Genomic DNA, 22,291 nt, shown 5'->3' with positions numbered 1-22,291 from the left:
TCAGGGCTTCCAGCGCTCGCAGGCGATCTCCAGGCTGCGCTGCGCGTCGGACAGCAGCAGCTGCCCGTCCTGCACCGTGGCCTGCAGCTGCATGCTGCGCTCGGCCATCCGGGCCAGCGCCTGGCTGGTCTCCGTGGGAATGCGCCAGACCGTCAGCTTGTCCTGCCGCGCGAGCTTGTGGCGGATGCCCTGCCACCAGACCTCGGCCGCGTGGTGGTAGGCGTAGACCGCCACGGCGTCGGCCCGGCTGGCGGCCTTGGCCAATGCGCGTTCCTCGGGCTGGCCGACCTCGATCCACAGCCGCGCCTGGCCGGTGAAGTCGCGCAGGATCACGTCCGGATCGTCGGGGTCGGACAGCCCGGCGCCGAAGGCCAGCACGCCGTCGCCGCCGCAGACCGTCTGCAGCGCGTGCGCGTTCAGCGCCAGCGCGGCCAGGCGCACCATCATGCGCTCGTCGGTCTCGCTCGGGTGGCGGGCCAGCGTGAACGCGTGCTCGGCGTAGTAGCCGTGGTCGATGTCGGCGATCGAGAGATGCGCCTTGAAGACCGTGGACTTCAGCGCCATCAGGTGCGGCGCGCCAGTTCGACGGCCTTGCCGACGTAGGTCGCCGGCGTCAGCGCCAGCAGCCGCTGCTTCTCGGCCTCGGGGATCTGCAGCGAGCGGATCAGCCCGTGCAGGTCGGCCGCGGCCACGGTCTTGCCGCGCGTGACTTCCTTGAGCTTCTCGTAGGCGCCCGGCACGCCGTAGCGGCGCATCACGGTCTGGATCGGCTCGGCCAGCACTTCCCAGGCGGCGTCCAGGTCGGCGTCCAGCGCCTCGCGGTTCAGCTCCAGCTTGTTCAGGCCGGTCATCAGCGAGGTGTAGGCCAGCAGCGCATAGCCCAGCGCCACGCCCATGTTGCGCAGCACCGTGGAGTCGGTCAGGTCGCGCTGCCAGCGGCTGACGGGCAGCTTGTCGGACAGGTGGCGCAGCAGCGCGTTGGCCAGGCCCAGGTTGCCCTCGGCGTTCTCGAAGTCGATCGGGTTGACCTTGTGCGGCATCGTCGACGAACCGATCTCGCCGGCCTTGAGCCGCTGCTTGAAGTAGCCCAGGCTGATGTAGCCCCAGACGTCGCGCGACCAGTCGACCAGGATGGTGTTGGCGCGCGCCACGGCGTCGAACAGCTCGGCCATGTAGTCGTGCGGCTCGATCTGGATGCTGTAGGGCTGGAACGTCAGCCCCAGGCCCTCGACCACGCCGCGGCTGAAGCCTTCCCAGTCCACCTCGGGCCAGGCCGACAGGTGGGCGTTGTAGTTGCCCACGGCGCCGTTCATCTTGGCCAGCAGCGCCACGCCGGCGATGCGCGCGCGCGCCGTCTGCAGCCGGCGCAGCACGTTGGCGACCTCCTTGCCCACGGTCGTGGGGCTGGCGGTCTGCCCGTGCGTGCGCGAGAGCATGGGCACGTCCGCGTGGGCGGTGGCCATCTCGCGCAGCTTGTCGACGATCGCGTCCAGCGCCGGCAGCAGCACGGTGTCGCGCGCGGTCTTGAGCTGCAGCGCGTGGCTGGTGTTGTTGATGTCCTCGCTGGTGCAGGCGAAGTGCACGAACTCGGACGCCGCCTGCAGCTCGGTCCGGCCCTCGAACTTGCCCTTGATCCAGTACTCCACCGCCTTCACGTCGTGGTTGGTGGTCTTCTCGATCTCCTTGATCGCCAGCGCGTCGGCCTCGCCGAACTGCGCGACCAGGCCGTTCAGGTAGGCGCGCGACTCGGCCGACAGCGGCTTGAATTCGGCCAGCCCGGCATCGCCCAGCGCGATGAACCAGGCGACCTCGACCTGCACGCGCCGGTGCATGAAGCCCTGCTCGCTCATCAGCGGCCGCAGCGGGGCGAGTTTGGCGGCGTAGCGGCCGTCCAGCGGCGAGAGGGCGGAGATCGGGGGCAGGCTCATGGGCGCGGATTGTAGGTGCCGCCCTCCCCCTAGAATCCGGCCGGCCCGGGGCGTTTCCCGGAGGCGCTTCCACGATCCATGTCGCTCAAACTCATCGGTTCCCGGTCCAGTCCCTACGTGCGCAAGGTGCGCATCGTCATGGCGGAGAAGAAGCTGGACTACCAGTTCGTGGAAGAGGACGTCTGGGCCGACACGACCACCATCGCGCGCGCCAATCCGCTCGGCAAGGTGCCCTGTTTGCTGATGGAAGGCGGCGAGGCGGTGTACGACTCGCGCGTGATCGTCGAGTACCTGGACACCTTGTCGCCGGTCGGCCGGCTGATCCCGGTGCCGGGCCGCGAGCGCGCCGAGGTCAAGACCTGCGAGGCCCTGGCCGACGGCGTGATGGACGCCGGCGTGCTGGCCCGCATGGAGGCCATCTGGCCGCACCGCGCCGACAGCGAGCGCAGCCAGGCCTGGATCGACCGGCAGCTCGGCAAGGTCCACGCCGGCCTCATGGCCCTCAGCCAGGGCCTGGGCGACAAGCCGTTCTGCAGCGGCATCCACCTGAGCCTGTCGGACATCGCGGTCGGCTGCGCGCTCGGCTGGCTGGAGTTCCGCTTTCCCCACATCGACTGGCGCAGCGCCCATCCGAACCTGGCGCGGCTGCAGGACAAGCTGATGCAGCGCCAGAGCTTCGCCGACACCCGTCCGGGCTGAGAAGCCGTGGACGCATCCCTCGCAGCCATGCGAGGCCCTCGACAGGCGTCCACTTGCACCGCTCCACTTGCACCGCCACCGCCCTTGGGGCCGGGGCGCGATTGATGCCTGCCTAGCATCCGACGCCAGGGCCGTCCGGCCCTGGCTGTGTCGGCTGTATGAAAGGCTGCGAAGCGCCCCGGGGCGAACGAGGGGGAGGGAGGAGGAGGAGAACCACCCCGGGATTGCGTCCCGCCACACGGCGGGAAGGCTTCGCAGCGAAAAAGGATCGGATGCGGTGCCGGGCATGCGCCCAGCTGCATCACCCCCGCATGGAGCGCCGGGCGCAGCGAAAAGTTCCCGCATTGTTCCGCGTCCGCGGGTAAAAAAATGTTCGGGCCGCGATCGCCCTGCCTGGCTGCAGGATTCGGGCGACGGGCGGGGCGGACGGCATCCCCGGTGCACGCCGCGGCGCGCGGCGCTGCTAGCATCGCCGGCCATGAGCGCCTTCGCCCCCCCGGCCTTCCTCGCCAAGATCTGCGCGCGCGCCGACGCGCCGGCGCGGCTGGCCGCGCTGCCGCGGCCCTGGGTGTTCACCAACGGCGTGTTCGACATCCTGCACCGCGGCCACGCCACCTACCTGGCGCAGGCGCGCGCGCTGGGCGGCAGCCTGGTCGTGGCGCTGAACAGCGACGCCTCGGCGCGCCGGCTCGGCAAGGGGCCGGACCGGCCGCTGAACGGCGAGGCCGACCGCGCGGTGATGCTGGCCGCGCAGGGCGCGGTGGACCTGGTGACCTGGTTCGACGAGGACACGCCGCAGGCCCTGATCGCCGAGCTGCGGCCGGACCTGATCGTCAAGGGCGGCGACTACGACATGGAGCGCCTGCCCGAGACCGCGCTGGTCCGGCGCTGGGGCGGCCGCGCGCTGGCCATCCCGTTCGTGGACGGCTACTCGACCACCGCGCTGGTCGCGCGCATCCGGCAGCCGACGTAGGCGCCGCGTTCAGCGCGGCGCGGCGGCGTCCTGCCGGCCGCGCAGCCGGCGCGCCCCGCGGCGCAGCCACTGCTCGAAGTCGTCCACGTAGGTGAACACGGCCGGCACCACCAGCAGGCTCAGCACCGTGGAGGTGATCAGCCCGCCGATCACGGCCGTGGCCATCGGCGAGCGGAAGCTGGCGTCGGCCGCGCCCCAGCCGACCGCGATCGGCAGCATGCCGGCGCCCATGGCCAGCGTGGTCATGATGATCGGCCGCGCGCGCTTGTGGCAGGCGTCCAGCAGCGCGTCCCAGCGGTCCATGCCGCGCTCGCGCCGCGCCACGATGGCGTATTCCACCAGCAGGATGGAGTTCTTGGTCGCGATGCCCATCAGCATGATCAGCCCGATCAGCGAGGGCATGGAGAAGCTGCGGCCGGCCAGCAGCAGCGCCACGAAGGCGCCGCCCAGCGACAGCGGCAGCGCCGCCAGGATGGTGGCCGGCTGCAGGAAGTCCTTGAACAGCAGCACCAGCACCACGTAGATGCAGACCACGCCGGTCAGCATGGCCAGGCCGAAGCCGGTGAACAGCTCGGCCATGGCCTCGGCGTCGCCCACGTCCACGATGCGCACCGAGGGCGGCAGGTTCTTTACGGCCGGCAGCTGGCGCACCGCCTCGGCCACGTCGTTCAGCCCGCGCGTGGACAGCTCGATCTCGAAGTTCATGTTGCGCGCGCGGTCGTAGCGGCTGATCACCGCCGGCCCGCCCGACAGCTCCAGCCGGGCCACCTCGCCCAGGCGCACCGGGCCGCGCGCGCCGGGCACGGCCAGCCGCTCCAGCAGCGTCAGGTCGTGCCGCGCGCCGTCGGCCAGCCGCACCATGATCGGCACCTGGCGCTCGGCCAGGTTGAGCTTGGCGAGCTGGTTGTCGTAGTCGCCCATGGTGGCCACGCGCAGCGTGTCGGCGATGGCCGCGCTGGTCACGCCCAGGTCAGCCGCGCGCGCGAAGTCGGGCCGCACCACGATCTCCGGCCGCACCAGGCTGGCCAGCGAGGTCACGTTGCCGATGCCGGGGATGGTGCGCAGCTCGCGCTCGACGGCGGTGGCGGCCTGGCGCAGCGCGTGCGGGTCCTGGCTGGACAGCGCCAGCACGTACTTGTCGTTGGAGCCGCCCAGGCCCACGCCGGTGCGCGCGCCGGGCAGGTCGGCCAGCGCCTCGCGGATCTGCTGCTCGATCACCTGCTTGCGCGGCCGCGTGCCGCGCGGGGCGAGCTGCAGCGTCAGCGTGGCCTTGCGCGCCTCGACGAAGTTGCCCGAGAACGGGTCCGCGCCCGCGCTGCCGGCGCCGATGGCGGTGTAGATGTCGCCGATGTGGTCGATCCGCAGCAGCCGCTGGCGCACCTGCTCGGCCATCGCCACGGTCTGCGCCAGCGTGCTGCCGGGCGGCAGCTCCACGCGCACCTGGGTCTGGGCGTTGTCGTCCGGCGGGATGAAGCCCGAGGGCAGCAGCGGGATCAGCGCCAGCGAGCCGACGAAGAACAGCGTGGCGCCCGCCATCGTCGCCAGCCGGTGCCGCAGGCAGGCCCGCGCGGCGCGCATGTAGCCGGCCAGCCAGCCCGGCTCGCGCTCCTGCGCCACCAGCGGCTTGAGCAGGTAGGCCGCCATCATCGGCGTGAGCAGCCGCGCGACGACCAGCGAGGCGAACACCGCGAGCGAGGCCGTCCAGCCGAACTGCTTGAAGAACTTGCCGACCACGCCGCTCATGAACGCCGTGGGCAGGAACACCGCGATCAGCGTGAACGTGGTGGCCACCACGGCCAGGCCGATCTCCTCGGCCGCCTCCATCGCGGCCTGGTAGGGCGTCTTGCCCATGCGCAGGTGGCGCACGATGTTTTCGACCTCCACGATGGCGTCGTCCACCAGGATGCCGACCACCAGCGACAGCGCCAGCAGCGTGATGATGTTGATCGAGAAGCCCAGCAGGTGCATGCCGATGAAGGCCGGGATCACCGACAGCGGCAGCGCCACGGCCGAGACGATGGTGGCGCGCCAGTCGCGCAGGAACAGCCAGACCACCAGTACCGCGAGCACGGCGCCCTCGTACAGCAGCTTCATCGAGGCGTCGTACTCCTCGGCCGCGATCTTCACGAAGTCCAGCGTGCGCGTGAGCCGGATGTCCGGGTGGTCGTGCCGCAGCTGCGCCAGCGCGCGCTCGACCGCGGCGCCGACCTCCACCTCGCTGGCGCCGCGCGAGCGCGCGACCTCGAAGCCCACGACCGCGCGGCCGTTGAGCAGCGCGGCGGCGCGCGGCTCGGCCACCGTGTCCTCGACCGCGGCCACGTCCGCCAGCGCGATGCGCCGGCCGTCGGGCAGCGGGATCTGCACCCGCCGCAGCTCGTCGGCCGAGGCCACCGTGGCCAGCGTGCGCACCGGCTGCTCGGCGCCGCCCAGGTCGGCGCGGCCGCCGGCGCTTTCCTGCTGCACCAAGCGCAGCTGGCGCGAGACGTCGGCCGCCGTCGCGCGCAGGGCCTGCAGGCGCGCCGGGTCCAGCGCCACGCGGATCTCGCGCGTCGCGCCGCCCACCCGGTTGACCGCGCCCACGCCGGGCACGGCCATCAGCCGGCGCGCCACGGTGTCGTCCACGAACCAGGACAGCGCCTCGTCGTCCAGCCGGTCCGACGCGATCGCGAACGCCAGGATCGGCTGCGCCGCCAGGTCCAGCTTGGTCACGATCGGGTCGCGCAGGTCGGCCGGCATGTCCGAGCGCACGCGGCTGACGGCCGAGCGCACGTCGTCCACCGCCTCCTGCACCGGTTTCTCGAGCACGAACTCGCATGCGATGGTGGCCGTGCCGTCGGTCAGCGTGGTGGTGATGTGCTTGAGGCCCTGCAGCGTGGCGATCGCGTTCTCGACCTTGCGCGCCACGTCGTTCTCCAGCTGCGCCGGCGAGGCGCCGGGCAGCGTGGCGGTGACGATCACGACCGGCAGGTCCATGTCCGGGAAGTTCTGCACCTTCATCGCGCGGAACGCGAACAGCCCGGCCAGCGTCAGCAGCGCGAACAGCATCGCCGCCGGCACCGGGTTGCGGATCGACCAGGCGGACAGGTTCATCGCGCGGGCTCCGCGGCCGGGCCGTCCACCACGCGCACCAGGTCGCCCTCGTTCAGGAAGCCGGCGCCCTCGGTCACGACGCGCGCGTCCGGCGGCAGCGCGCCGGCGATCTCGATGCGCTCGCCCACGCGCCGGCCGGCCTGCACGCGCACCGGGCGCACGCGCTGGTCGTCCTGCAGCAGCATCACGGTGTTGAAGCCGTCGCGCGGCACCACGGCCGCGGCCGGCACCGTCAGCGCCTCGCTGCGGCCGAGCACGAACACGCCGCTGGCGAACATGCCGGCCTTCAGCGGCGCGGCGCGCGCCGGCGGCACGTCCACGTAGACCAGCGCCTGGCGCGTCTGCGGATCGACCGTGGGCGCGATGCTGCGCACGCGGCCGGCCACCTCGCCGCCGCCCGGCACGGCCACGCGCACCGGCATGCCCACGGCGAGGCTGGCGAGGTCCGCGGCGCCGACCTCGGCGCGCCATTCCAGCCGGCCCTGGCGGATCAGCCGGAACAGCTCGGTGCCGGCGCCGACCACGCTGCCGACCGTGGCGCTGCGCGCGGAGATCACGCCGTCGTCGGGCGCCAGCACCTGCGTGTACTGGCCGCGCAGCCGCTGCGCGGCCAGCACGGCCTCGGCCGCCTGCACGCGCGCCTGCGCGGTCTGCTCGGCCGTCTGGTACTGGGCGATCTGCTGCTGGCTCAGCGCGCCGGTCTGCTCCAGCGTGCGCGCGCGGGCCGCGTTGCCGGCCGCGTCGGCGGCGCTGGCGCGCGCCTCGGCCAGCGCGGCGCGGGCCTGGGCCACGTCGGCCTGCACGGCCTCGCCGGCGAAGCGCGCCAGCACCTGGCCGCGGCGCACCGTGTCGCCCACGTTCACGCGCACCTCGGCCAGGCGCAGGCCGTTCGATTCGGAGCCCACGCTGGCCTCCTGCCAGGCGGCCACGTTGCCGTTGGCCGGCAGCAGGCGTTCGAGCTCGGCCGGCTCGGGCGTGGCCACGCGCACGGCCAGCGCCGGGCGCGCGGCCGGCGCCGGCGCATCGGGGACGGTGGCCGGCGCTGCGGCCGGGCGCCGCAGCCACAGCGCGGCGGCGATCAGCGCCAGCACGGCGACGGCGGCGATCAGGAGGAGGCGGCGGGAGCGTTGCATGGTCTCGTCAGGGGGCGGGGGAGGGGGGCAGCGCGGCGGCGGCAGCGTCCGGCCGTTGCCAGCCGCCGCCGAGCGCGCGGTACAGCGCGACGAAGGCCTCGGCCCGCTCGCGCTGCAGCGCCACGCGCGCGGTCTGCGCCGCGAACAGCGCGCGGCGCGCGTCTTCCAGCTCGAACTGGCTGGCCAGGCCGGCGTCGCGGCGCGCCTGCACGGCGTCGAGCGAGGCCTGGTACTGGCGCACGGCCTCGTCGGCGTCGCCGGTGCGCGCGGCGGTGCCGTCCAGGCCCTGCAGCGCGTCCTCGACCTCGCGCACGGCCTGGCGCACGCGGGCACGGTACTGCGCCGCGGCCTCGCCGTAGCGCGCATGGGCGGCCTCGGCGTCGGCCGCGCGCTGGCCGGCGTCGAACAGCGGCAGCGACAGCGCCAGCGGGCCGATGCTCCAGGTCTGCAGGCTTTCGCTGACGCCGGCGCCGCGCACGCGCGCGGCGGTGATGCTGCCGGCCAGCGACAGGCGCGGGTAGCGCTGCGCCTCGGCCGCGCCCACGTCGGCGCTGGCCGCGGCCACGGCCAGCTCGGCCGCGTAGACGTCGGGCCGCTGCGCCAGCGCCTGCGCCGGCACGGCGGCCACGGGCTGCAGCGCGGCCGGCAGCGCCGCCTCCGCCTCCGCATCCGCGGCGGCCAGCCGGGCCTGCAGGCGCGGCGCGTCCCAGGCGGTCAGCGCGGCCAGGGCCTGCAGCTGCAGCGCGCACTGCGTGCGCTGCTGGCGCAGCCGGGCCGAGGCGTCGGCCGCGCCGGCCCGCGCCAGCGCCGCGTCCGCCGGCGCCGCGAAGCCGGCCCGCGCCGAGAGCTCGGTCAGCCGCGCGCTGTCGCGGCGCGAGCCGGCGTCCTGCTCGGCCACGGCCAGTTGGCGGCGGCAGGCGCGCTCGGCGAACACCGCGTTGGCCGTCTCGGCCGCCACCGCCACGCGCGCCTCGTGCCACTGCGCCTGGCTGGCGGCCAGGCGCGCGTCGGCCGCGTCGCGGCCGGCCGCCAGGCCGCCGAACAGGTCCAGCTCCCAGCCCGCCTGCAGCCCGGCCTGGGCCGTCGTGAACGTGGGCAGCGTGGCCGAGCCGCCGCCGGCCGCGCCGGACAGCGCATTGCCGCGGCTCAGCGCCAGCTGGCCGTCCAACGCCGGCAGGCCGGCTGCGCCGGCCTGCACGCGCGCGGCGCGCGCCTCGGCGATGCGCGCGGCCGCGCTGGCCAGCGTCGGGCTGGCGGCCTGGGCCGCCTCGACCAGTTCGGCCAGCAGCGGATCGCCGGCATCGCGCCACCAGGCGGCCAGTGCCGGCACGGCGCCGCCGTGCGGCAGCGGCGGGGGCCGCGGCGCCAGCCACTGTGCCGGCACCGGCGCCTCGGCGCGGGCGGGCGGCCGGGTGAGGCTGCAGCCCGGCAACAGCAGCGCCAGCGCCAGCCAGCCGGTCAGGGGCAATCGGTTCATCGTCTGCGTGTGGAGGGGGTGGCCGCGCCCGCGGGCGTTCCCGGCCGGGGGCCCGCACCCGGCACCGCGCCGACGGGCGGGCCGCAGGGTGCGGACGGGTGGCGCGCATTACATCACGCAAGGTTGACCGCCAGAGGGCACTGCCAACGTTGGCAGCAGGGCATTTGTTGCCGCTCGGGCGGATGGAGCCGCGCAGAGGGCGTGTTCGGGGCGCGTCCCCCGTCCTGGCCGCGAAAATGGCGCGCTTCAACTTCTTCGCCGTCCCATGCCGCACACCGCAGGCAGCGTTCCAGCGCCACCAAAAGAGACGTCTCCGCGAGGGATGCGTCGGGCCGGAGATGCCTTCAGTCTGCTCAAGCTTGGCCAGGCGCTGGTGGCTGGCTTCGGCAAGCCGAGGGAAGTGGTGAAGCCGGAGGTGGCCCATGGCTGACCCGATTCAACCGCTGCCCGGCGAATTCCTGCTCTACGAGACCGAGGACGGGCGCACCCGCGTCGAATGCCGCTTCGTGGCCGATACGCTGTGGCTGCCGCAGGCGGGCATGGCCGAGCTGTTCCAGACCAGCAAGCAGAACGTCGCCAAGCACCTGAAGGCGATCTTTGCCGAGGGGGAGCTGCGGCCCGAAGCAGTTGTCAACCAATGGTTGACAACTGCCTCTGACGGCAAGAACTACCGGGTGGCCTACTACAGCCTGGAGGCGATTCTGGCGGTCGGCTACCGGGTGCGCTCGCCGCGCGGCACGCAGTTCCGCCGCTGGGCCACGGAGCGCCTGGCGGAGTACCTGGTCAAGGGCTTCTCGCTGGACGACGAGCGCCTGAAGAACCCGCCCGTCGCCGGTTCCGCCGTTCCCGACCGTTTCGACGAGCTGCTCGAACGCATCCGCGACATCCGGGCCAGCGAGCGCCGGATGTACCTGCGGGTGCGCGAGATTTTCTCGATGGCGGCGGACTACTCGCCCACGCTGCCGGAAACCACCCGGTTCTTCCGCTTCATCCAGAACAAGCTGCACTTCGCCGTCACCGGCAAGACCGCCGCCGAACTGATCGCCGAGCGCGGCGACAGCCGCCGCCCCCACATGGGTCTGACGACCTGGAAGTCCGGCAGTGTGCAGAAGGCCGACGTGACGGTTGCCAAGAATTACCTGCTGGCGTCGGAAATCAGCGAACTCAACCGCGTCGTCACGATGTGGCTGGACTTCGCCGAGGATCAGGCGCGCCGACGCAAGGAGGTGTTTCTGAAGGACTGGGTGGAACGGCTCGATGCCTTCCTGGCCTTCAACGAGCGCGATGTGCTCACCGGCGCAGGCCGTATCTCCAAGAAGCAGGCCGACGCCCACGCCGAAAACCAGTACGAGCAGTTCGCCGCTCAGCGGCGGGCCTTGCTGGAGGCCGAAGGTGCAGAGGCCCATGCGCGCGCGCTGGAGGATGCCGCCAAGGCGCTGCCCAGGCCCGGCAAAACCGGCAAGAAGCGGGGATGAAGCACGGGCTCCGGCTTCCTCCGCACCGGTGAAGACACGCTGCGCGCCGGCCCGTGGCCTGCAGGCATCGTCAAGCCGGACGGCTGCGTGTTGCAGCGTCCGGAGACCTTGGGGCTGAAAGAGCCGTCCTGAAAGGCGGCCATGCCCCGTGTGCAGGGCGTGGCGCGCGTTTCTACAATCCGCGCCTTTTTGCCCGCTGCCCATGGACATCGTCGTCAACGAAGAACTCAAGGCCTACATCGATCCGCTGACGGCGGACGAGTACGCCGCGCTGGAGCGCAGCCTGCTGGCCGAGGGCTGCCGCGACGCGCTGGTGCTGTGGGGCGACGTGCTGGTCGACGGCCACAACCGCCATGCGATCTGCACCAAGCACGGCCTGCCGTTCCAGACCGTGCAGAACACGCGCTTCACGTCGATCGAGGACGTGCACCTGTGGATGATCGACCAGCACCTGGGCCGGCGCAGCGTGTCCGATTTCCAGCGCGGCGTGCTGGCGCTGCGCAAGCGCGAGATCGTCGCGGCGCGGCGCGCGCGGGCGCAGGCCGGCGCCGCGGCGGCGCAGGAGGACGCGGCTGCGGCGGCCGCACCGGCGCCGCTGCCGCCGGCCGAGTCGCTGGACAGCCGCGAGGCGCTGGCGCGCGCCGCGCGGCTGCGCAGCAACCAGGTGGTGATGATCGAGAAGATCCAGCAGAGCGCCGCGCCCGAGGTGGTGGCCGCCGTCAAGGCCGGCGAGATCTCGCTGAACGCCGCCGCCGCCGTGGCCAGTCTGCCGGCCGAGGAGCAGGCCGCCGCCGCGGCCGCCGGCAAGGACGAGCTCCGGCAGGCCGCCAAGCGCGTGCGCGAGGCCAAGCGCAAGCCGGCCCGCGCGCCGGCGGGTGACGACGACGCCGCCACCGAAGCCGCCGATGGGCCCGACGAGGGCGACCGCGAGGCCCTGCGCCGCCGCGTGGCCGAGCTGACGCAGGAGAACAAGCGGCTGCAGGCCGAGAACGCCGCGCTGCGCAAGCAGGTGCTCAACCTGCTGGACAGGCGCGGCCCGGCGCCGGCGGAATCCGCCGCGGCCGCGCCGCAGGACGACGCGCCGTTCTAGCGCGGGCGCCGCTCGCGGCCATCCCGCAGGGCGGCGCGGGTCAGGCCGTCACCGCGCCCCGCGCACGGGCCGCGCGCGGCGCCAGGCCGCCAGCGCCCAGCCGGTCGCCAGCAGCGCCCAGCCGGCCGGCTCGGGCACCTCGGCCGGCGGCGCGTCGAAGCGCAGCGTCGCCTGCGCCAGCGTGGCGCCCGTGTCGGCGCCGAGCTGGAAGCCGATCACCAGGAGTTCGTCCGCGGGCTGGGGCGCGGCGTGCAGCGTGGCCAGGTCCAGCCCGTCCACGTACAGGCCGGCGGCGCCGGCCGGCACGGCGCCGCCCATCCACAGCAGTGCGGTGGGGTAGCTGGTGTCCAGGAAGTTGGCGCCGAACAGCACCGCCTGGCCGCCCTGGCCGGTGTAGACCGTGGCCGCCGAGGCCAGGCCCTGGTCGCCGAAGCGGTAGGTCGTGCCGAGCAGGGTGAACTCCAGCAGCAGCGCGTCGCCGGTCAGGCGGTAGCTCGCGTAGTCCGGGTCCTCGAGCGTCTGCGGTCCCAGCAGCGCGGTGTCCACGCGGAAGCGGCCCTGCACGGGCGCGCCGGCGAAGGCCGGCGCGGCGGGGCCGGCGCCGAACAGCAGCGCGTCCTGCGCGATGCCGGAGAAGCTGCCGCTGACGATGGCGGCGGCGGCCTGCTGCGCGCAGGCGCAGCAGGCGATGGCGAGGACGGTGCGGGCGGGTGCGTGCATGCGGGGCTCCTGGCGGGCGGGACGGCCGCCGGACTATGCCAGCGACTGCGGCAGCGTGAACACCATGTTGGCCGCGCCGCGGAACTCGCCCTTGCGCGTCAGGAACCACAGCGTCGCCTGGTCGCCGAACACGGCGCCGACGTTGCCGCTGGCCGCGGCGCGGTTGGCCACCATCAGGCCGTAGGTGTTGCTGCCGGCCAGGTTCTCGGCCGTGAAGTGGTTGCCGGTGGCGTTCAGCAGCAGGCCGGCGCAGACCGACAGGTCGGCCGTGAAGGTGTTGCCCTGCAGCACCACGGTCTGGAACACGTCGCGCAGCGCGCCGGCCGTCAGCAGCTTGGCGGTCTCCTCGCCGATCGCCAGCCGCGCCAGCAGGTTGTGCGCGAACACCAGCTGGCCGGCGCCGGTGCCGGGCGCGAAGTCGCCGGGCTGCAGCGCGCGCAGCAGCTCGTCGCGCGGCACCGGCGTGGCCGGCAGGCCGTAGAACGCCACCGTGCCGGCGAACTGGCAGTGCTCCACGCTGCACAGCCGCTCGATCTTCTCGAACACGGCCGAGGTGCGCCGGCCGCCCGGCAGCACGCAGTGGCGCACGCGCACGGCGGTGCTGGTGCTGACGGTCAGGAAGGCCGGCATCAGGTCGTCGCGCCCCGTGATCGACACGCGGTCGATGTCGACCTGGGCGTTGTTGGTGGCGCTCACGATGCCGGTGCGCTCGGTCAGCGCGATCTGCAGGTCGCGCAGTTCCAGCGCGGCCAGGCCGGACAGCACGATGGGCCCGTCGGATTCGAGCGTGGCCGTGGGCCCGCAGCCGTGCAGCGACAGGCGCTGCGGCACGCCCGCGTTGGCGGCGTCCAGCTGCAGCCCGCCGGGCAACTGGTGCGTGCCGGGCAGGAAGCACAGGCACAGCCGGCCCGCGCCGCCCTCCAGCAGCTTGGCCAGCAGCGCGCTGTCCAGCGCCGGGACGTCGCCGCCCTCGCCGACGGTGATCTCGCAGCCGCGCGCGCCGCCGCCCTGCGCCGGCGCCTGGGCCAGCGCCGCGAACACCAGCGCCTGCCCGGCGACCGGCGTGCCGCCGCTGTCCAGCCGCTGCGCGCGCACGCGCTGCGCGCCGGCGGCGCCGAGCCGCCAGGGGCACTGCGCGAGGCCGTCGCCGTCGGTCAACATCTCGGCCACGCCGGCGCCGGGCGTGCCGACGGTGCCGCCGCCGGCTTCGAGCGTGAAGCGCACGCGGCTGCCGGCCACCGGCAGCGCGCCGCGCACCACGCGCACGCGCAGCGGCTCGGCCAGCGCGGCGCCGGGCGTGGCCTGCTGGCCGTCGCCGCCCCCGTAGAGCAGTTGCGTGAGCCGGGTCAGCGGCGGGAACGGCGTGCGGCAGTCCTCCACGGCGGCGACGAAGCCGTTCGCGTCCACGGTCACGATGCCCAGCCGCGCCCAGCCGTCCTGCACGCCGGCCGGCGGGCGGTCCTGCGGCGCGCCGTCCTCGTCGAGCGGCCATTCCACGTCGGCCGTGGCCGTGCGCGCCGGGATCTGCCAGTAGTCGCCCGGGCGGTAGCGCCCGCCCGGCGCGAAGCGCACCTGCACGCCGTCCTCCAGCGCGATCCAGGCGCCCTCCACCACGTCCAGCGCGTGCTGGCCCGCGGCCGCGGGCCGGTGGTCCCAGCGCCGCAGCAGCGGATGGAGGGATGCGTCCTGCCCCAGCGGGCCGCCGGGCACGCCGGCCAGCACCAGCTCCAGCGCGTCGTCGCCGTCGTTCAGGTACTCGAACAGCTGGCCGGCGCGCCGCTGCAGCGCGGCCGCGTTGTCCACCAGCTCCACGCGGTCGTGCAGCGCGAGGTCCAGCAGCGCGTCGCGGCCGCGCGCGGCCAGCCGCACCGTGGTGCGGCCGGCCACGGCGTCGATGGCCACGGACTGCACGGCGTAGGCCACCGAGCCGTTCTCGCGCGACCACTTGAAGGTGGCCGCGCCGGTGCTGGCGTCCACGCCGTGGATCTCCACGCGGTAGAGCTGGTTCTCCAGCCGGCGGTAGCCGGCGCTGGCGGCGATGTCGCACACGCCGGTGGCGGCCAGCTGCGGCTCGGCGCGCGCGGCCAGGCGCGCGCCGGGCGGCGCGGTCAGCGCGTCCCAGCCGTCCACCGCCGCGCCGCAGTGCCAGGGCGTGCCGCCGGCCGGCGATGCGCCCGGCGGCAGCGCCAGCGTGCGCACCTGGGCGATCTGCCGCGTGCGCGTGGCCGTGTCGGGTCCGCCCAGCGCCACCTCGCGGAGCGCCGGGTGCTCCAGCGCGCCGATGTGGCGCTGCCAGGCGTGCAGGTAGACCAGGTGCTGGCCGGGCGGCAGGCGCTCGGCCACGCCGCCGTCGGGCTGGTTGGCCAGCGAGCCGTCTTCTTCCCAGACGCAGTGCTGGCCCTGCACGTAGTAGCCCCCCGCGCCGATCAGGAGGCTGGCGGCCGGCAGCGCCGCCGCCGCGCCGGCGCCGGCCGCGGCCACGCGCCAGGCGCTGTCGCCGCCGACCAGCCAGGCGTCCGCCGCGCCGGCCACCGACAGGCCGGCCAGCGCCGGGCCGCCGGGCAGGGACTGGTCGGTCCAGCTGGCGCCGCCGTCCGCCGTGGCCAGCAGCGTGCCGCCGTCGCCGGCGGCCCAGCCGCTGCCGGCGTCGCGAAAGCGCAGCGCGCGCAGCCGGGCCGTGCTGCCGCTGGCCGCGGGGCTCCAGTTGGCGCCGCCGTCGCTGCTGGCCAGCAGCGTGCCGCCGTCGCCGGCCGCCCAGGCGCGCGCGCCGTCCAGCACCACGGCGCGCAGGGTGGCCGTGGTGCCGGCGTCGATGCGCGTCCAGCTCTGGCCGCCGTCGCTGCTGCGCACGACCGCGCCGCCCTGGCCCACGGCCAGGCCGTCCTGCGCGCTGGTGAAGGCCACGGCGTGCAGGCGCGCCACGCCGGCGGCGTGGCGCGTCCAGCTGGCGCCGCCGTCGGTGGTGCGCAGCACCAGGCCGCCGTCGCCCACGGCCCAGGCGCTCTGGGCGTCGAACGCGGCCACGCCGCGCAGCGTGGCCAGCAGGCCGCCGTCCTGCGCGGTCCAGCTGGCGCCGGCGTCGCCGGTGTGCAGCAGCGTGCCGCCGTCGCCCACGGCCCAGCCGGTGGCGCCCGCGCGCGCGACGGCGCGCAGGTGGCGCGTGGTGCCGGTGGCGGCCAGGGTCCAGCTGGCGCCGCCGTCGCCGCTGGCCAGCAGCACGCCGTCCTCGCCGGCGATCCAGACGCTGCCCGCGTCCTGCGCGTGCACGGCCAGCGCGCGCATGCCGCCCGCGAGCGCGAAGCCGGCGCCCTCGGCCGGCCCGCCGGCGGGGCCGATCACCTGCTCGGCCAGCCGCTCGTGGCGGTGGCGCGTGAGCTCGCCCTGTTCGTTGAAGTCCGCATCGGTCAGCACGCGGCCCTGCTGCAGGCGCACGGCGGTGTGGTGCGCGCGCGGGTCGAAGGTCTCGCGGGAGAGGTCGCCTTGCATGGTCGCTCCTTCCTTCCTGGTCTGGTCAATTCGCCTGGTGGATGCCTGCGACCAGGCCCAGGCGCAGGTACTCGTCCAGGGCCTCGCGCAGGTTGGCCGCGCGCTGCGGCTGGCGCAGGTGCTCGTGGGCGCCCATCTCGGCGCCGCTCTCCGCGCCGGTGCGGATCTGCACCGCGCAGCGCGGCTCCAGCTGGCCCAGCGCCGGGTCGCCGTAGCGGCGCGAGACGAACAGCGGGCGCACCGTGGCCTCGACCTCGGCGCGCAGCGTGGCCTTCTCGGCCGGCGTGGGCGCGGGCCGGCCGGCGGCCTGCGCCGCGGCGCGCAGCGCGGCCAGGCGCGTCTCGGTCTCCAGCTGCGGCTGGCAGCGGTAGCGCCGCGGCACGGCGGAGCCGGGCGGCACGTGGCAAAAGCGCACGCAGCCGCTCTGGCGCCGCGCGGCCGTGGCCGGTGCGTCGAAGATGCAGTCGCTGGCCGACAGCGCGAGGCCGTGCACTTCGCCGAGGAAGGTCGCGCGCGCGAGGTCCAGCGGCGCCTGCGGCGCGTGCAGCGCCGGCGCGCCGGGCAGGGCGGGGTCGGGCAGGCCGACGATGCTGTCCGCCACGGCCACGCCGGCGACGGGGCCGGCCACGGCGATCGGCGCGACCAGGCTGTGCAGCACGCGCAGCGCCAGCCGCGGGCTGTCGGCGCCGACGGTCAGCTGCCGCGCCGCGCCGGGCGGCAGCGTGCAGTGCGCCAGCTCCACCGCGCCGAGCGGCCCGGCGATCTCCAGCGGCCCCTGCAGCAGCAGGCCGTGCAGGAACAGCGCGCCGGCGTCGGGCGCGTCGGCCGCGGCCGTGCCCCGCACCTGCAGCCGGCCCTGCCAGTGCGCGCGCACCTGGCGCGCCTCGAAGCGGCCGGGCCGGCGCGCCACGCTGCCCGGCGGCGCGCCCGGGATCGGCTGCAGCGGCCACTGCCCGGCGACGACCAGCAGCTGCGTGCCGGCGCCGATCTCGATCGCCAGCGGCGCGGCGTTGGTCTCGGTCAGGCTGTCCATCAGCACGATCACGCCGGTGCGGCCGGGCGGCAGCGCGTTCCAGGCCTGCACGGCCGCGCGCAGCGTCGGGAACAGCGTGCCGCTGCCGTCGTCGGGCAGCAGGTGGGTGACGCCGGCCTGCCAGACGCCGGGGTCGAAGAAGCCGCCCGCCGCGTCCTCGGTGGCCGCGCCGGCGGACAGCCGGCGGCTCGCGGCGCGCAGCGCGTCGCCGCGGTCGTAGGGGCCGCCGCCGAGGTCGGCCGCGCTGCCGTGCGCGGCATGCACCCACACGCGCTCCACGTCGAGCGCGGCCGGAAAGCCGATGCGCCCGCGGCGCAGGTCCAGCGCGGCCACGCGCGGCGTGGGCACGGCCAGCTCCACGGTGTCGGGGATCTCGCAGATGCACAGGTCCTCGCGCGGGATCTCCACCGGCAGCGCCTCGCCGGCCAGCTGCGCGAACACGCGCAGCACCGGGTCGCGCGCCGTCATGAACACCGGCGCCGGCGCGGCGATGCCGGCGCGCAGCCGCTCCAGCTCGGCGTGCAGGGCCAGCGGGCGCAGCGGCGCGCTGGCGTTCTCCTCGCGCGCGGCGGCGGTCACGCTGCCGCCGGCCTCGGTGCGCGGCACGTTGAACAGCGGCGCGTCCACGCCGGCCGGGTGCACGTGCCAGAAGCCCTCGGGGCTGCGGCGCGCGCTGACGAAGTCGGCCTGCGCGTCGCCCGGGCTGCCCTGGCCCAGCGGCTGCGCCTGCAGGCGCCACAGGAAGAGGCCGACGTTCGGGATGTCGAAGCGCCCGGCCCGCGTGTCGGCGTTGCGCACCTCCAGCAGGTGGGCGAAGGGGTCGAACGCGCCGGCCGAGGCCTGCGCCAGCTCGGCCCGCGCGGCGTCGCGCACCGAGGCGGTGGCCATCGGCGCGCCGCGCACGTGGTTCATGTGCTGCGTGGTGGCCAGGCGCTGGAAGAACTCCACGGCCGCGGCGGGCCAGCCGGTCACGTCGCGCGCGAGCTGTTCGAGCACCAGCGCCGTGCCTTTGCGGCGCCGGTAGGCCAGCGTGTTGGCGACCCAGCCGCGGGTGCTGACGCCGGCCGAGGGCACGGGCCGGATCGGCCGCGCGCCCACCAGGTCGCCGATGTAGGGCACGGTCCATTCGTCGCAGGTCTCGATGAACCAGTTGTCGTACAGCCGCGCGGCCTCCTGTTCGAGCGCTTCGAGCTCCTCCTCGACCACGGCCAGCAGCGCGCGCAGCGGCAGGCCCTGCTCGGCGTCGCGCTGGCGGTGGATGGCGGGCAGCAGCTGGTACAGGCGTTCGGGGGTGAGCAGGCTCATGGCGGACCTCCAGCGACAACAAGGGCCGAGCTTTGCGATGGCCCGGATCGCAGGCCGAGCGCAGCGACGGCCCGGATGGGTGTCCGCCGGCCGGGGCCCCTGTGCCCACGCCGAGGAGCGCAGCGGCATGGGCGGCGCGCGAGCATCGCGCGCTTCGTGAACTGACTCATCGCATCTGTCTGAGCGGAGTTCGCGCAGCGAACGTAGCGAGTTATGCGATGCGCCCATGCCGCGAGCACCGCAGGTTGCCCGGAGCGCCGCAGGCGCGCAGGGTCGTGGGCACTGGGGTCGCCTTCTCTTTGGTTACTTTCTCTTGGCGAGACAAGAGAAAGTGACTGCGCCGCCGGGCGCACATCCCGGCCCCTGTGCGTGGCACGCACAGATGGAAATTCAGCTGCCGCAGGCGGGGATTTCGCCCCCGCGGGCGACTTCCTTTTCTTGTCTCGCCAAGAAAAGGAAGCAAAAGAAGGCGCCCCCGGTACCTGCGACCCTGCGCGCCTGCGGCGCTCCGGGCAACCTGCGCTGCTCGCCGCCAGCGGGGTCCGTGCAAACTCGCCCTTCGGGCTCAGACATGCACGGCCCTTTTCCCGCTGGCGGCTGCGCTGCTCGGCGCAGGCACAGGGGGAACAGCCACTCGGGCCATCGCTGCGCTCGGCCTTGGGTTGCCTTCGCTGCGCTTGGCCTGGGAGGGGGGCGGCGGGGGCATTCATAGCGTGGCCTCCGTCAGTTCCAGGGCGGCCGGGTTCAGCAGCAGCAACTCGGCGGACTGCATGGCGTGGGCCGCTGCGTCCCAGCGGGCGCCGAAGGCCGGCAGCACCTGCTGCACCGCGTCGGCCACGGCGGCCTCGCCGTACGGCTGCAGCCGCTCCAGGTCCACCGCCACCACGCCCGGCACCTGGTGCAGCAGCGCCAGCAGGGCGGCGGCCGTCACCGGCTCGGCCAGTTCGCGCGCGTCGAAGCCGAAGGCCTGCTGCAGCCGCGCCTGCGCGCCGGCCAGCACGGCGCCGGCCTCGTACTGCGCGTCGACCTGCACCCGCGCCGCGCAGCGGAAATAGCGCAGCGCCGCGGCCTGCAGCACGAAGGGCTGCGAGGGGTCGGACAGGCCGGCGATGGCCGCGCGCAGGTTGGCCATGACCTGATCGCCCGGCGCGCCGCCGGTCGCGCCCATCACCGACACCAGCACGCGCGTGCCGCCGCCGGCCGCGGCCAGGTCCGCTCGCGCCTTGCCGATGCCGGGGAACGCGCGCGCGAAGTCCTGGTAGTCCGACAGCGAGACCACGCGCTCGAAGGCCAGCAGCGCCAGCGGCGCGTTGCGGCGCGCGTCCTCCAGCCGCTCGGGCCCCTGCGCGCCGCTGGCCGGCAGCGGGTTGGTCACGCCGCGCAGGCCCAGCGGCAGCGCGCGCGGCATGGTCAGCGTGCCGGCCGCGACCTCGCCGTCCGGGCCGATGCCGGTGCGGTAGCGCGCCAGCACGTTCATCTGGCCGGTCGGCAGCCGCGCGCCCTGGCGGCCGTCGCCGAACAGGAGCGTCATGCGCGCGTCGTCGTCGATGCGCGTGGCGTAGACGTGCTCGTCGGGCCCGGCGCCGTACAGCGAGGGCCGTTCCTGCCAGAGCAGGCCGTTCACGCGCAGCGCGAGCGTGCTCTGCACGCCGCTGGCGCTGGCCGCCGACAGGTGCGTGGTCGGCGGCCGGCGCAGCGTGAAGCGCTGGAAGGCCAGGGCCGCGTCGCCGTGGCCCAGCACCTCCTGCACGCTCTCGCCGTGCGTGGCCGCGACCACGTTGGCATGAATGCGCAGGCCCTCGCGCACGTAGCCGAAGCGCAGCGCGTCCTGCAGCACCAGCACGCTGCGGCCGTTGGCGTGCACCACGTCGTCGATCCAGGCGATCTCGGCCGCGTCCACGCCGGCGATGTCGCTGCGCGGGCCGGCGAAGGCCAGCGGCCGGCCGCGCTGCAGGCCCAGCACCATGGTGGACAGCTCGATGCGCCGGCTGCCGGCGGCCACCGGCGCGTCGATCGGCAGCTCGGCCAGCGGCCGGCGCCGGCTGGCCACGTGGGCCGTGGTGTCGCGGAACTTGAAGTCCTCCCCCGGCGTGCCGTTCAGCGGCGCGCCGTTGCCGCCGGCCAGCCGCAGCGCCATCGCGCGGCCGGACAGGCCGTAGTCCGCGCGCGCGGTCTCGCGCGCGTCGAACAGCGCGTAGGGGGTCGCGGCCACGCTGGGCGCATCGAACACCATCCAGCTGCCGGGCGCGAGCCGCGGCACCGGCCGCTCCAGCAGCGCATGGCAGGGCGGGTGCTGCGTGCTGCCGATGTGGTCGCCGCCCTGCGAGTCCTCCCAGATGCTGCGCGCGGCCGCCAGGCCCGGGTTCACCGGGTCGGTGGTGGCGCCGTCGCCTTGGTCCCAGCCCTGCGGATACGGATCGCCGCGCAGGTTGCTGCGCGGCAGCGCGGCCCACTTGGGCGCGTTGTGGCCGAAGAAGCCCAGCCGCGCGTCGAAGCTGAACGCGCCGGCCTCGGGCGCGACCGGCTGCGCCGGCGGCCGGAAGCTGGCCGTGACCGCCTGCACCAGCTGCAGGCTGCTCCAGCCCTGGATCGCGACCATGGCCTGCAGCTCGTTCTCCTGCCAGGCCTGCGCGCCCACGGTGGTGGCGATGTTGCTGCTCGTGAACGACAGCGGCCGGACCTGCGCCTGCCCGAAGCTGCCGAACGCGGCGGCCGCGAACGGCACCTGCCAGTGCCAGCGGGGCGGCGAGGCCGGCGCCACCGGATCGGGCAGCGGCTCCAGCTCGATGCGCACGCGCTGGCGCGCGGCCTCTTCCTCCACCTCGCGCGCGCGCAGCACCAGGTGGCGCAGCGCGCTGCCGTTCTTGCCGACGAACAGCAGCAGCTCGCCGGCCTGGATGGTGCCGGCGTCCGGGCCCAGCACCACGCGCGCCACTTCCAGCGCATCGACCGTGGCCTCCACCGGCAGGCCCGGGTCCAGCCGGAACAGGTCGCCGCTGGCCAGGCCCGGGTGCAGGCCGGCGGTGGCGGGCGGCAGGCTGTCCGGCGGCAGCAGCAGCGCCAGGCGGCGCGCGCCGCCGGCCACGTCCAGCAGCGCCATGTCGGCCGGGCGCGTGAGGCGCGGGCGCAGCGCGTTCCATTCGGCGCGGGCCAGCAGTTCCTCGGCGGTCTCGAACACCTGGGGCAGCTTGTCCTGCGGCGGCACGCTCTGCACCGGGCTGCCGGCCGCGATGGTGCAGACGCCGGGCGCGCCCGGCGCGTCCTCGACCGTGAACACCAGGTGCACGGCCGCGGCCACGCCGGGCCGCAGCTCGTAGCCGACGGCGCGCGCCAGCTCCAGCACCGAGCGGCGCTCGGTCGCGGTGCGCAGGAAGCCCTCGTTGGCGATGCGCTCGTGGTAGAAGCCCAGCACGTCGGCGACGCAGGCGGCGGCGTCGACCAGCGCGACCGCGGGGTCGCTGCGCTCGCGCGTGGTCAGCGCGGCCAGCGGGCGCGGGGCGTCGGCGCCGAGGCCGGGGGCGCGCCACAGCGGCAGGTCGGCCAGCATGCGCTGGTAGAAGCCGGGCTGCGTGTCGATGCGCCAGGCGATCGCTGGCAGGCCGGGGTCGTTGTAGGCCGCCGCGCGCCCCGCCTGGCCCTCGCAGCAGTGGCAGCCATCCAGGATGTCGTCGTTCATGGCAGGCCTCCAGTGCAATCCGGGGCCGGGCGAAGCGACGGCAAACAGGGGCCGAGCGCAGCGATGGCCCGAATGGCTTCGGGGCCCCTGTGCCCACGCCGAGGAGCGCAGCGGCATGGGCGGCGCGCGAGCATCGCGCGCTTCAATGACTGACTCATCGCATCTGTCTGAGCGGAGTTCGCGTAGCGAACGCAGCGAGTTATGCG

General features: G+C 75.0%; 14 protein-coding genes. 5 read left to right on the top strand and 9 right to left on the bottom strand.

Features of this window, described 5'->3' with window-relative positions; all coding sequences use genetic code 11:
* Together QM782_RS06365 and purB are read right to left on the bottom strand one after the other, a co-directional pair.
* Complete coding sequence (locus QM782_RS06365; RefSeq protein ID WP_415202072.1) at positions 1–564, bottom strand: YaeQ family protein; 564 nt, start codon at positions 562–564, stop codon at positions 1–3.
* Positions 564–1,928: an adenylosuccinate lyase gene (gene purB, locus QM782_RS06360; RefSeq protein ID WP_415202071.1), complete on the bottom strand. Its 1,365-nt coding sequence runs from the start codon at positions 1,926–1,928 to the stop codon at positions 564–566. Before purB ends, QM782_RS06365 begins: the two co-directional genes overlap by 1 nt.
* A 78-nt stretch (positions 1,929–2,006) precedes the next feature.
* Between purB and QM782_RS06355 the strand changes: the two genes are divergently transcribed.
* Positions 2,007–2,627: a glutathione S-transferase N-terminal domain-containing protein gene (locus tag QM782_RS06355; protein WP_415202070.1), complete on the top strand. Its 621-nt coding sequence runs from the start codon at positions 2,007–2,009 to the stop codon at positions 2,625–2,627.
* A gap of 478 nt (positions 2,628–3,105) precedes the next feature.
* The gene (locus QM782_RS06350) at positions 3,106–3,600 is read left to right on the top strand and encodes an adenylyltransferase/cytidyltransferase family protein (RefSeq protein WP_415202069.1); all 495 of its coding nucleotides are present in this window, start codon (positions 3,106–3,108) and stop codon (positions 3,598–3,600) included.
* Between the two features lie 9 nt (positions 3,601–3,609).
* On the opposite strand, the gene QM782_RS06345 is transcribed toward QM782_RS06350, so the two are convergent.
* From QM782_RS06345 to QM782_RS06335, 3 genes are read right to left on the bottom strand one after another with little or no spacing between them, the layout of a single operon-like run.
* Entirely contained in the window at positions 3,610–6,690 is a 3,081-nt protein-coding gene (locus tag QM782_RS06345) for an efflux RND transporter permease subunit (RefSeq protein WP_415202068.1), read from the bottom strand.
* Entirely contained in the window at positions 6,687–7,823 is a 1,137-nt protein-coding gene (locus QM782_RS06340) for an efflux RND transporter periplasmic adaptor subunit (RefSeq protein WP_415202067.1), read from the bottom strand. Before QM782_RS06340 ends, QM782_RS06345 begins: the two co-directional genes overlap by 4 nt.
* A 7-nt stretch (positions 7,824–7,830) precedes the next feature.
* Positions 7,831–9,300: an efflux transporter outer membrane subunit gene (locus QM782_RS06335; RefSeq protein WP_415202066.1), complete on the bottom strand. Its 1,470-nt coding sequence runs from the start codon at positions 9,298–9,300 to the stop codon at positions 7,831–7,833.
* A gap of 265 nt (positions 9,301–9,565) precedes the next feature.
* On the opposite strand from QM782_RS06335, the gene QM782_RS06330 reads away from it, so the two are divergent.
* From QM782_RS06330 to QM782_RS06320, 3 genes are all read left to right on the top strand, one after another.
* Positions 9,566–9,730: a hypothetical protein gene (locus tag QM782_RS06330; RefSeq protein ID WP_415202065.1), complete on the top strand. Its 165-nt coding sequence runs from the start codon at positions 9,566–9,568 to the stop codon at positions 9,728–9,730.
* Entirely contained in the window at positions 9,723–10,775 is a 1,053-nt protein-coding gene (locus tag QM782_RS06325) for a virulence RhuM family protein (protein WP_415202064.1), read from the top strand. The genes QM782_RS06330 and QM782_RS06325 overlap by 8 nt, the downstream gene beginning before the upstream one ends.
* A gap of 202 nt (positions 10,776–10,977) precedes the next feature.
* Positions 10,978–11,865, top strand: coding sequence for a plasmid replication/partition related protein (locus QM782_RS06320; protein ID WP_415202063.1), 888 nt, complete (start codon positions 10,978–10,980; stop codon positions 11,863–11,865).
* Between the two features lie 48 nt (positions 11,866–11,913).
* Here QM782_RS06320 and QM782_RS06315 read toward each other — a convergent pair whose 3' ends face one another.
* From QM782_RS06315 to QM782_RS06300, 4 genes are all read right to left on the bottom strand, one after another.
* Positions 11,914–12,585 (bottom strand): hypothetical protein, encoded by a 672-nt coding sequence (locus tag QM782_RS06315; protein ID WP_415202062.1) that lies wholly within the window; start codon positions 12,583–12,585, stop codon positions 11,914–11,916.
* 33 nt (positions 12,586–12,618) lie between these two features.
* Positions 12,619–16,071, bottom strand: coding sequence for a DUF6519 domain-containing protein (locus QM782_RS06310; protein ID WP_415202061.1), 3,453 nt, complete (start codon positions 16,069–16,071; stop codon positions 12,619–12,621).
* A gap of 25 nt (positions 16,072–16,096) precedes the next feature.
* Positions 16,097–18,409: a hypothetical protein gene (locus QM782_RS06305; RefSeq protein WP_415202060.1), complete on the bottom strand. Its 2,313-nt coding sequence runs from the start codon at positions 18,407–18,409 to the stop codon at positions 16,097–16,099.
* A gap of 706 nt (positions 18,410–19,115) precedes the next feature.
* Entirely contained in the window at positions 19,116–22,085 is a 2,970-nt protein-coding gene (locus QM782_RS06300; RefSeq protein WP_415202059.1) for a putative baseplate assembly protein, read from the bottom strand.
* Positions 22,086–22,291: the final 206 nt, after the last annotated feature.

Origin of the sequence: Pseudorhodoferax sp. (assembly GCF_047601025.1) — a bacterium.
Classification (GTDB): Bacteria; Pseudomonadota; Gammaproteobacteria; order Burkholderiales; family Burkholderiaceae_C; genus Pseudorhodoferax.
The sequence above is the reverse complement of the archived record's forward strand: the minus strand, read 5'-3'. Positions and strand labels throughout refer to the sequence as shown.

Coding starts and splice junctions, on each gene's coding strand:
- QM782_RS06365 (WP_415202072.1), bottom strand. CDS start 564: ATGGCGCTGAAGTCCACGGTCTTCAAGGCGCATCTCTCGATCGCCGAC.
- purB (WP_415202071.1), bottom strand. CDS start 1,928: ATGAGCCTGCCCCCGATCTCCGCCCTCTCGCCGCTGGACGGCCGCTAC.
- QM782_RS06355 (WP_415202070.1), top strand. CDS start 2,007: ATGTCGCTCAAACTCATCGGTTCCCGGTCCAGTCCCTACGTGCGCAAG.
- QM782_RS06350 (WP_415202069.1), top strand. CDS start 3,106: ATGAGCGCCTTCGCCCCCCCGGCCTTCCTCGCCAAGATCTGCGCGCGC.
- QM782_RS06345 (WP_415202068.1), bottom strand. CDS start 6,690: ATGAACCTGTCCGCCTGGTCGATCCGCAACCCGGTGCCGGCGGCGATG.
- QM782_RS06340 (WP_415202067.1), bottom strand. CDS start 7,823: ATGCAACGCTCCCGCCGCCTCCTCCTGATCGCCGCCGTCGCCGTGCTG.
- QM782_RS06335 (WP_415202066.1), bottom strand. CDS start 9,300: ATGAACCGATTGCCCCTGACCGGCTGGCTGGCGCTGGCGCTGCTGTTG.
- QM782_RS06330 (WP_415202065.1), top strand. CDS start 9,566: ATGCCGCACACCGCAGGCAGCGTTCCAGCGCCACCAAAAGAGACGTCT.
- QM782_RS06325 (WP_415202064.1), top strand. CDS start 9,723: ATGGCTGACCCGATTCAACCGCTGCCCGGCGAATTCCTGCTCTACGAG.
- QM782_RS06320 (WP_415202063.1), top strand. CDS start 10,978: ATGGACATCGTCGTCAACGAAGAACTCAAGGCCTACATCGATCCGCTG.
- QM782_RS06315 (WP_415202062.1), bottom strand. CDS start 12,585: ATGCACGCACCCGCCCGCACCGTCCTCGCCATCGCCTGCTGCGCCTGC.
- QM782_RS06310 (WP_415202061.1), bottom strand. CDS start 16,071: ATGCAAGGCGACCTCTCCCGCGAGACCTTCGACCCGCGCGCGCACCAC.
- QM782_RS06305 (WP_415202060.1), bottom strand. CDS start 18,409: ATGAGCCTGCTCACCCCCGAACGCCTGTACCAGCTGCTGCCCGCCATC.
- QM782_RS06300 (WP_415202059.1), bottom strand. CDS start 22,085: ATGAACGACGACATCCTGGATGGCTGCCACTGCTGCGAGGGCCAGGCG.